Source organism: Streptomyces sp. PA03-1a, from assembly GCF_033792805.1.
Taxonomy (GTDB): Bacteria; Actinomycetota; Actinomycetes; order Streptomycetales; family Streptomycetaceae; genus Actinacidiphila.
Genome location: NZ_JARAVO010000313.1, coordinates 1 through 9,252, shown reverse-complemented (window position 1 = coordinate 9,252; position 9,252 = coordinate 1). Strand labels below are relative to the sequence as shown.

Sequence of the window (9,252 nt, the reverse complement as noted above, 5' to 3'; positions counted from 1 at the left end):
CTGCGGGGGTGGGCGGTCCCGGGTCAGTCGGTGACGGCGTACGCCTGCAACGAGTACAGCGAGTAGCCGTACTTCGTGCCGCGCTCCAACCCCTGCACGCGCAGGAAACGCGTGTCGGAGGGGGCGTCCAGCCGTACGGACTCGGTGCCGCCGCGGCCGTCGGAGATCACCGCCGCGGTGTGCCAGCTCTGCCCGTCGGCCGAGGTCAGGATTGTGTAGCGGGAGGCGTACGCGTCCTGCCAGCGCAGCACCACCCGGCCGATCCTGGCGGCCCGCGGGAGCTCGGCCTGCACCCAGGCGTCGTCCCGCACGGGGGAGGACCAGCGCGTCCCGGGGTCACCGTCGGTCAGCGCCGAGGCCGGGAAGTCGGCGGTCTCGTCACCGGAGGAGGTGGCCGGGGCGCCCGCGGCGAGGTCGGGGCCGCCGGTGCGCGGATAGGCGTGCACCGTGACGGTCTGCCGCACGGTGCGGCCCTCGGCGCGGAACGCCAGCGGCACCTCGTACAGGCCCGGCACCCCGTCCGCGGGCAGGGACAACCGCACCGGCACCACGACCTTGCCGCCGCGCGGCAGTTCCACCTCACCGGGCGTGACGGCCTCGACGCCCTCCGGGGCCTCGGCGGTCAGCGACACCCTGGCGGCGGCGGGCGAGGCGTCGGTCAGCTCCGCGGTGACGGTCGCGGGGGCGCCGCCGAGTTCCAGGTCGGTCTCGGTGCGGTCCAGGGTCATCCGGGCCGCCGGCCGGTCGGCGTACCAGGGCACGATCTCGTGGACGACCGGCGGGTGGGCCCCCGCCGACGGGGTGACCCGCACCGCGTCCGCCCGCAGGCCCTGCGCCGGCAGTTCGGTCCAGCCGCCGCCCAGCGAACCGAGCCGGTGCCAGCCCTGGCCGGGCACCCGCACCTCCACCGACCCGGCGGTACCCGGCCCGGTGTCGGTGAGCACGGTCAGCGCCTCCAGCGGGCGGGCCGAGCCGTACTCCAGGGTCAGCCCCCCGGCGGGCACGCGGACGGTGGTCGTGGCGTCGCCGTCGGCGGCCGCCAGGGACGCGGGGTCGGCGGCGAGGACACCGGAGGTGCCGTCGTCCTCCGTGCCGACGGTGAACTCCCGCACCGTCACGGCGTTCTCCTGAGCGGCGGTCGCGCGCAGCCGCACGTACCGGGCCCGGGTGCCCTCGGGCAGCCGCACGGTCACGCTCCGGTCGTCGTGCACCGTGGCGACGGTCCGCCAGCCGCCCTCGTCGCCCGCTGAGTACTCCAGCACCGCCTCGCGCAGGTAGTCGTCCCGCTCGGGGCCGCGCTGCGCGGCCCCCATGGCGACGCGCACGCTGCGGATCGTGCGGGTGCCGCCCAGGTCGACCCCGAAGGCGTCGTCCTGCTGGGGAGGGGCGTCGCTGGCCCAGGCGGTGCCGTCCTTGCCGTCGGTCATCAGCGACGGGTCGGTGGACCGGGCCGAACCCAGGGTGGCGGTGGCCTTGCGGCCAGCGGTGCGCACGCCGGTCCACGCGTCCGCCGTGGCGAGCGTCTTCGCCAGGAACGGGTCGAGCACCCCGTGGCCCACGGTGGCCGGGCTGTTCGCTATCCGCCGGCGGGCCCGCTCCAGCGCCAGCCGGTCCCGCCACGCGCCGGTGCCGTCACCCGCGCGCAGCGCCACCAGCATGTCGACGGCGTGCTCGCCCGCCGAACCGTACCGGGCCAACTGGCTCAGCCACGGCCGCACCTCGCCGCCGAAGGAGCCGTCCGCCAGGCCGTCCAGGCGCTCCGGGGCGCCGCGCATCGTGGTGAACGCCCCGCGCAGCCGCCCGGCCGCCTTCTCCAGGCGCTCCCGGCCGCCGTTCGCGTAGGCGTCCAGGAACTCCGCGATGAGCGGCCGCAGATACGCCGACTCGCCCTCGTCCAGCGCCGAGGAGGCCTCGTTGCCCGCGAGGGCGCGCAGGGCGTCACGGGCTCCGGGATCGCGGCCCGCCAGGTCGTCGACGGCCGCGCGCCAGGAGGCCGCACGGTCGTACCCACGCGGGTTCCACGCGTAGTCGGCCACCGTGAACAGTGCGATCCGGGAGGCGGCGGGCTGGCGCATCGCCGTCGCCAGCAGTCCGGCGGACGCCGTCGCGACCGCGGGCTCACGTCCGGTGTAGGGGCCGAGGAAGATCCGGTCCTCGGCGAAGTCGTTGACCGGGTAGTCGTCCATCGTCAGCAGCGGGTGCTGCAGCGCCGCCCGGGCGTCGGCGATCTGCCGCCCGGTGATCTCCCCCGGGACGACGCCGACGCCCGTCCATGCCACCTCCACGCCCCGGTCGAGCACCCGGGCCAGCTCGCCCCGGAAGTCGGTGGCGCCGTCCTGGTAGTACTCCGTCGGCAGCAGCGACAGCGGTACGGCGGCCCCGTGGCGCTCCGCCAGGTGGGCGGCGAGCGCGTTGGCCACGTCGGCCTGCGCCCGGGCCGCGGCCTGCGGGCCGTCGCCGTACGCGTCCGCATCGGCGTCGCAGTGCCACTCGCTGTAGCTCACGTCCTGGAACTGCAACTGGAAGCCGCGCACGCCCAGCGCCCACATCGCGTCGGCCTTGCGCAGCAGCGCACTGCGGTCCTCCTGCGAGGAGAAGCACAGCGCCTGGCCCGGCGACACCGCCCACGCCAGCGTCACGTGGTTGGCCCGGGCCCGCTCGGCCAGGGCGCGGAACTCCGCGCGGCGCGCGGCGGGGTAGGGCTCGCGCCACCGCTCCTGGCGGTAGGGGTCGTCGCCGGGGGCGTACAGGTAGCGGTTCTGCTTGGTGCGGCCGAGGAAGTCCAGCTGGGCGAGCCGCTGCTCCTGGGTCCACGGCTCGCCGTAGAAGCTCTCGGTGACGCCGCGCGTCGCCGCCGCGGGCCAGTCGCGGACGACGACGCCCGCCAGGCCGCGCGCGGTCGTCAACTGCCGCAGCGTCTGCGCCGCGTGGAACAGCCCGTCCTCGCCCGCCCCGTCCATCGCCACGACGGTGCGGCCGCCGGTGCGTCCCACGGCGAGCCGGTAGCCGCCGGAGGGCAGGTCCCCGGTGGGCGCGGCGCCCAGGGCGCGCAGCGCGGTGTCGGCCCGCGCGCCGCCGGCGTAGACCACCAGCCCCCGCGGGTCCGCAGCCCCCTCGTGGAGCGCGGTCACGCCCGCGCCGCGCAGGATGGCGCGGAGGGCGTCCAGGGCGTGGGGGTCGGCCCCGGGCCCGGCGACCAGGGTCGCCGTGTCCGGTACGGCGAGGGTGCCGCCGCGACTGCGCAGCGACTGCGGCTTGGGGTGGACGGCGGGCGCGGCGTCCGCCGTCACGGTGCCGTCCGTGGTGCCGGGCGCCGTCGTCGGGACGAGGGGCGGAGCGGCCAGGGCGGCCGGCGTGGTCCCGAGCACCCCGCCGACGACGGCGGCGACGAGCGCTGCCGTGTGGGTCGCGGCGGTTCTCCTGCCCGGGGTCATGGTCCGACAGCCCATCACCCGCACGGAGCGCGTGTCAACGCAGCGACGCGCCCCTTCCGGCCGGTGCCCGCGGGCCGTACCGCCGGTAGCCGGCGGCGCCCGGGGACACGACCGGCCGGTCGAGGGAAAACCCCCGGCCGTCCCACCCCTCCCGCGTGCGAGGATGGCCGAAAACCCGACGAAGGAGACGGACACGTGCCCGGCACCAACCTCACCCGTGAGGAGGCGCGGCAGCGAGCGCGCCTGCTCACCGTGGACGCGTACGACATCGAGCTCGACCTGAGCGGGGCCCAGGAGGGCGGCACCTTCCGGTCGGTGACCACGGTGCGCTTCGACTCCGCCGAGGCGGGTGCCTCGACCTTCATCGACCTGGTCGCCCCCACGGTCCACGAGGTGGTGCTCAACGGCACCGCGCTGGACCCGGCCGAGGTCTTCGCGGACAGCCGCATCGCCCTGCCGTCGCTGCAGGCCGGCGCCAACGACCTGCGGGTCGTCGCGGACGCGGCGTACACCAACACCGGCGAGGGCCTGCACCGCTTCGTCGACCCGGTCGACAAGCAGGCCTACCTCTACACCCAGTTCGAGGTGCCGGACGCCCGCCGGGTCTTCGCCAACTTCGAGCAGCCCGACCTCAAGGCGAGCTTCACCTTCACCGTGAAGGCCCCGGTCGGCTGGACGGTCATCTCGAACTCCCCGACCCCCGAGCCGGTCGACAACGTCTGGAGCTTCGCGGCCACCCCGCGCATCTCCACGTACATCACCGCGCTGATCGCCGGCCCCTACCACGCCGTGCACAGCACCTGGGAGGGCGAGGGCGGCCGCAGCGTGCCGCTGGGCCTGTACTGCCGTCCCTCACTGACGGAGTTCCTCGACGCCGACGCCATCTTCGAGGTCACCCGGCAGGGCTTCGACTGGTTCGAGGAGAAGTTCGACTTCCCCTACCCCTTCGCCAAGTACGACCAGCTCTTCGTGCCGGAGTTCAACGCCGGCGCGATGGAGAACGCGGGCGCGGTCACCATCCGCGACCAGTACGTCTTCCGCTCCAAGGTGACCGACGCGGCCTACGAGGTGCGCGCCGAGACGATCCTCCACGAGCTGGCCCACATGTGGTTCGGCGACCTGGTCACCATGGAGTGGTGGAACGACCTGTGGCTGAACGAGTCGTTCGCCACCTACACCTCCATCGCCTGCCTGGCCTACGCGCCCGGCAGCCGTTGGCCGCACTCGTGGACCACCTTCGCCAACTCCATGAAGACCTGGGCGTACCGGCAGGACCAGCTGCCGTCCACCCACCCGATCATGGCGGAGATCAACGACCTGCAGGACGTCCAGGTCAACTTCGACGGCATCACCTACGCCAAGGGCGCCTCCGTCCTGAAGCAGCTGGTGGCCTACGTCGGCATGGACGAGTTCTTCACCGGCGTCCAGGCGTACTTCAAGCGCCACGCCTGGAAGAACACCCGTCTGGCCGACCTGCTGTCCGCCCTGGAGGAGACCTCCGGCCGCGACCTGAAGACCTGGTCGAAGAAGTGGCTGGAGACCGCCGGCATCAACATCCTCCGCCCGGAGATCGAGACCGCCGCCGACGGCACCATCACCTCCTTCGCCGTGCGCCAGGAGGCCCCGGCGCTGCCGGCCGGCGCCAAGGGCGAGTCGATCCTGCGGCCGCACCGCATCGCGATCGGCGCCTACGAGCTCCAGGACGGCAAGCTGGTCCGCGTCCAGCGCGTCGAGCTCGACGTCGACGGCGAGCTGACCGCGGTGCCCGAGTTCGTCGGCGTCACGCGCCCGGCGGTCGTGCTGCTCAACGACGACGACCTGTCGTACGCCAAGGTGCGGCTCGACGAGGTCTCGCTGGACACCGTCCGCGAGCACCTCGGCGACTTCACCGAGTCGCTGCCGCGCGCGCTGGTGTGGGCCTCGGCGTGGGACATGACCCGCGACGGCGAACTCGCCACCCGTGACTACCTGGAGCTGGTGCTCTCCGGCATCGGCAAGGAGTCCGACATCGGCGTGGTGCAGTCCCTGCACCGCCAGGTGAAGACGGCGCTGGAGCTGTACGCCGCGCCCGAGTGGCGCGAGACCGGCCTCGCCCGCTGGACCGAGGCGACGCTGGAGCACCTGCGCGCGGCCGCCCCCGGCAGCGACCACCAGCTCGCCTGGGCCCGCGCGTTCACCGCGACGGCCCGCACCAAGGACCAGCTGGACCTGATCGCCGGGCTGCTCGGCGGTACGGAGACGATCGAAGGCCTGGCCGTCGACACCGAGCTGCGCTGGTCCCTCCTGGAGCGGCTGGCCGCCACGGGCCGCGCCGACGAGGAGGCCATCGCCGCCGAGCTCGGCCGGGACGCCACGGCGGCCGGTGAGCGGCACGCGGCGACCGCGCGCGCCGCGCGTCCGACGGCGGAGGCGAAGGCCGGCGCGTGGGCCTCGGTCGTCGAGGCGGAGACGCTCACCAACGCCGTCCAGGAGGCGGTCATCGCCGGCTTCCACGAGCCGGACCAGCGCGAGCTGCTGGCGCCGTACACGCAGCGGTACTTCGCGGCGGTCTCGGACGTCTTCGCCTCCCGGAGCCACGAGATGGCCCAGCAGATCATCGTCGGGCTCTACCCGGCGCTCCAGGTCTCCCAGGACACCCTGGACGCCACCGACGCCTGGCTGGCGGCGGCCGATCCGGCGCCGGCGCTGCGGCGCATGGTGACGGAGTGCCGGGCCGGAGTCGAGCGTGCGCTGAAGGCCCAGGCCGCGGACGCGGCGGCCGGCTGACCGGCGGGCACAGCACTGTGAGGGCCCCCGCGGCGCACCGCCGCGGGGGCCCTCGGGTCTTCCGGGAGTCCTCCGCGCTCTGACCCGGGGGCGCGCGGGGCGCCGCGGGGGCTGCCGCCTCGCGACGTGCCGAGGAACGCTGGGCCGTTCGGGGAGCGCTACGCGCCGTCGCGGGGCCGGTCGCCGGCGATGCGGATGCCTGACGACGGGGGCGCGCCGGGGCCGCCGGACGGGCCGGAACGCTCCCGCGGGCGGTACGACCGGCACGAGGTGCCGGGGAACACCTGAAGCCGGGCCGCGGTGCTCCGCGGCCCGGTCAGCGAGGTGGGAAGGGGATCAGCCCTGGGCCTTGCGGGACTTGTCGGTCGCGACGACCAGACCCGCGATGACGAGGAACAGGGCGATCGGCAGGGCGACGTACAGGCCCAGCGTCTGGAGCACGCTCAGACCGGAACCCGGGTCGTCGCCGTCGTCGCGGGTGTTCGCGAACGCGGGGGACGACATCAGCAGCATCAGCGCCGTACCGGCCGTGACGGCACCGGCGCGCAGGGCGTTCTTGTTGAGCTTGTCCACGCTCTCAAAGTAGCGAACGCTCCGGCGGCCCGCGCGTCCGGGGTGGTGTTACAGCCCGCCGGGCGCCGCCATCGCGGTCCGCACCTCGTGCGCCAGCGCGTGCAGCCGGGGCGAGGCGGTCAGCTGCTCCAGGGTGAGCGGCCGGCCCTCGGCGTCCGCCACCGGCAGCCGCCAGTTGGGGTACTGGTCCCAGGTGCCCGGCAGGTTCTGCGGACGGCGGTCGCCGACCCCGTCCGGCAGCCAGACGCCGACCATGCGGGCCGGCGTCCGCGCCAGGAAGCGGTGGACGGCCTTGACGACCGCCTCCTCGTCGCGGGTGCCCTCCGGCAGCATCCCCAGCCGGCCGAGCAGCGCGAGCCACTCCGCGACCTCCACGGCGTCCTCGGCCTGCTCCACCTCCAGCGGCCGGGTCAGCAGGCCCAGCCGGTGCCGCAGCCCGACGTGCTCCCCGGTCAGCCGGGCCGCCGTCGTCGGCAGGTCGTGGGTGGTCACCGTCGCCAGCGCGTCCGCCCGCCAGGCCGCGGGCGGCAGCGGACGGGCGTGCGCGGAGCCGTGCGCCCCCTCCCAGTCGCGCTCGAACCAGAGCACCGACGTGCCGAGGATGCCCCGGTCGGCCAGTTCCTCGCGGACGCCCGGCTCGACCGTGCCGAGGTCCTCCCCTATGACGACGGCACCGGCGCGCTGCGCCTCCAGCGCGAGGACGCCGAGCATCGCCTCGGCGTCGTAACGGACGTACGCGCCCCGCGTCGGCGGCTCGCCCTCGGGCACCCACCACAGGCGGAAGAGCCCCATCACATGGTCGATGCGCAGGCCTCCCGCGTGCCGCAGCATGTTGCGCAGCAGGTCGCGGTAAGGCGCGTACCCCGTGGCGGCCAGGGCGTCCGGACGCCACGGCGGCAGGCCCCAGTCCTGGCCGTGGGCGTTGAAGGCGTCCGGCGGCGCGCCGACCGACATCCCGTGGGCGAGGGCGTCCTGCAGCGCCCAGGCGTCGGAACCGGAGGGGTGCACGCCGACCGCGAGGTCGTGGACGATGCCGACCGCCATGCCGGCGTCCCGCGCCGAACGCTGGGCTGCGGCCAGTTGCGCGTCCGTCAGCCAGGCCAGCCAGCAGTGGAAGTCGACCTGGTCCAGCCGCTCGCCGCGGAGCCGCGCGACCTGCCCCGAGCGCGGGTCGCGCAGCCCCGCCGGCCAGCCGCGCCACTGCGGGCCGTGCAGCTCGGCCAGCATCGACCAGGTGGCGTGGTCGTCCAGTGCCTGCCCCTGGTCCGCGAGGAAGTCGCAGTACGCGGCCCGCCGTCCCGGCGACAGCGGCACCTTGCGGACCAGCGCCAGCGCCTCGCGCTTCAGCTCCCACACCGCGTCACGGTCGATCAGGGCGTCCTTCAGCAGCACCGAGTCGCGCAGCACGGCCGCCTTGCGCAGCAGGTCCGCGGCCCGCTCGCGGTCGTCGGGGTCGAGGTAGGCGTACTCCGGGATCTCCTCCACCCGCAGGTACACCGGATCGGGGAAGCGCCGAGAGGACGGGCGGTACGGCGACGGGTCCGTGGGATGCCCTGGCACGGCCACGTGCAACGGGTTGACCTGCAGGAAGCCCGCGTGCAGCGCCCGGCCCGTCCAGGCCGCGAGGTCCGCGAGGTCGCCGAGGTCGCCCATGCCCCAGGACCGCGAGGACAGCACGGAGTACAGCTGCGCCATGAAGCCCAGGACCCGCTCCGGGGGCCCGGGCAGCCGTTCCGGCGCCACGACGAGCTGCGCCTGCGCCGTACGCCCGTCGGGGGCCTGCGCTCGCAGCACGTGCCGCCCCACGGGCAGCGGCGTGCCGCCGTCCCAGGTGGTCCCGCCGCCGTCCTCCGTCGTCAGCCGCAGCGCGGTGCCCTCGGGCAGCTGGTGCCGGAGCGGACGTCCCCTGCGCATCACGATGCTGCGGGGGAGCAGCCGCCGCCCCGCACGGTGATCGTGCTCCGCCAGCGCGTTCCGCACCGCCGCCGGGGTCGAGGCGTCGACGCCCAGCGCGGCCAGCACCGCCACGACCGTCCCGTCCGGCACGCGCACCTCGCGGTCCGGCGACGGACGGTAGGTGACGTCCACGCCGTGCAGCGCGGCGAGTCTGTCCCGGTCGGCGGCTTCGGTCATGGGATGCCCTCCTGGGGCGTCATCGCGGGTGCGCTTTCTCCGGACAGCCTCAGCCATACCCACTGCGTGGCCGCACAGTCGCATTCCGTGCACGTGCTCCCACCCAGGAGTGGCGGCACGTCGTGATCCCGGGTTGTGCCGCGAAGCCGCCCGCCCTCACCTACCTCCTCCGTCGGTACCCGTCATGCGCCCATACGACGGGAGGGGGTGTGTCGGGGCGCTCCCCCGGCCGAAGGCTGGGGGAGCGCGCCGGCGCAGCCCCGACTCAGGCACACGGTGCGAGGCCCGCACCGACCGACCGGGGCACTGGGCGGGCGGTGCGGGCCTCGCACCGTGTGCCTGAGTC

The 9,252-nt window shown here is 75.1% G+C and carries 4 protein-coding genes; 1 reads left to right on the top strand and 3 read right to left on the bottom strand.

Features of this window, described 5'->3' with window-relative positions; translation table 11 throughout:
- Window positions 1-23 precede the first annotated feature (23 nt).
- Window positions 24-3,434 (bottom strand): beta-N-acetylglucosaminidase domain-containing protein, encoded by a 3,411-nt coding sequence (locus PV341_RS41050; RefSeq protein ID WP_500360503.1) that lies wholly within the window; start codon window positions 3,432-3,434, stop codon window positions 24-26.
- A gap of 195 nt (window positions 3,435-3,629) precedes the next feature.
- On the opposite strand from PV341_RS41050, the gene pepN reads away from it, so the two are divergent.
- Entirely contained in the window at window positions 3,630-6,200 is a 2,571-nt protein-coding gene (pepN, locus tag PV341_RS41045) for an aminopeptidase N (RefSeq protein ID WP_500360501.1), read from the top strand.
- A gap of 336 nt (window positions 6,201-6,536) precedes the next feature.
- On the opposite strand, the gene PV341_RS41040 is transcribed toward pepN, so the two are convergent.
- Both PV341_RS41040 and malQ read right to left on the bottom strand, forming a co-directional pair.
- Entirely contained in the window at window positions 6,537-6,773 is a 237-nt protein-coding gene (locus tag PV341_RS41040; protein WP_499517072.1) for a hypothetical protein, read from the bottom strand.
- A gap of 48 nt (window positions 6,774-6,821) precedes the next feature.
- Window positions 6,822-8,906, bottom strand: a complete 2,085-nt coding sequence (gene malQ / locus PV341_RS41035; protein WP_500360499.1) for a 4-alpha-glucanotransferase — start codon at window positions 8,904-8,906, stop codon at window positions 6,822-6,824.
- Window positions 8,907-9,252 lie beyond the last annotated feature (346 nt).

Coding starts and splice junctions, on each gene's coding strand:
- PV341_RS41050 (WP_500360503.1), bottom strand. CDS start 3,434: ATGACCCCGGGCAGGAGAACCGCCGCGACCCACACGGCAGCGCTCGTC.
- malQ (WP_500360499.1), bottom strand. CDS start 8,906: ATGACCGAAGCCGCCGACCGGGACAGACTCGCCGCGCTGCACGGCGTG.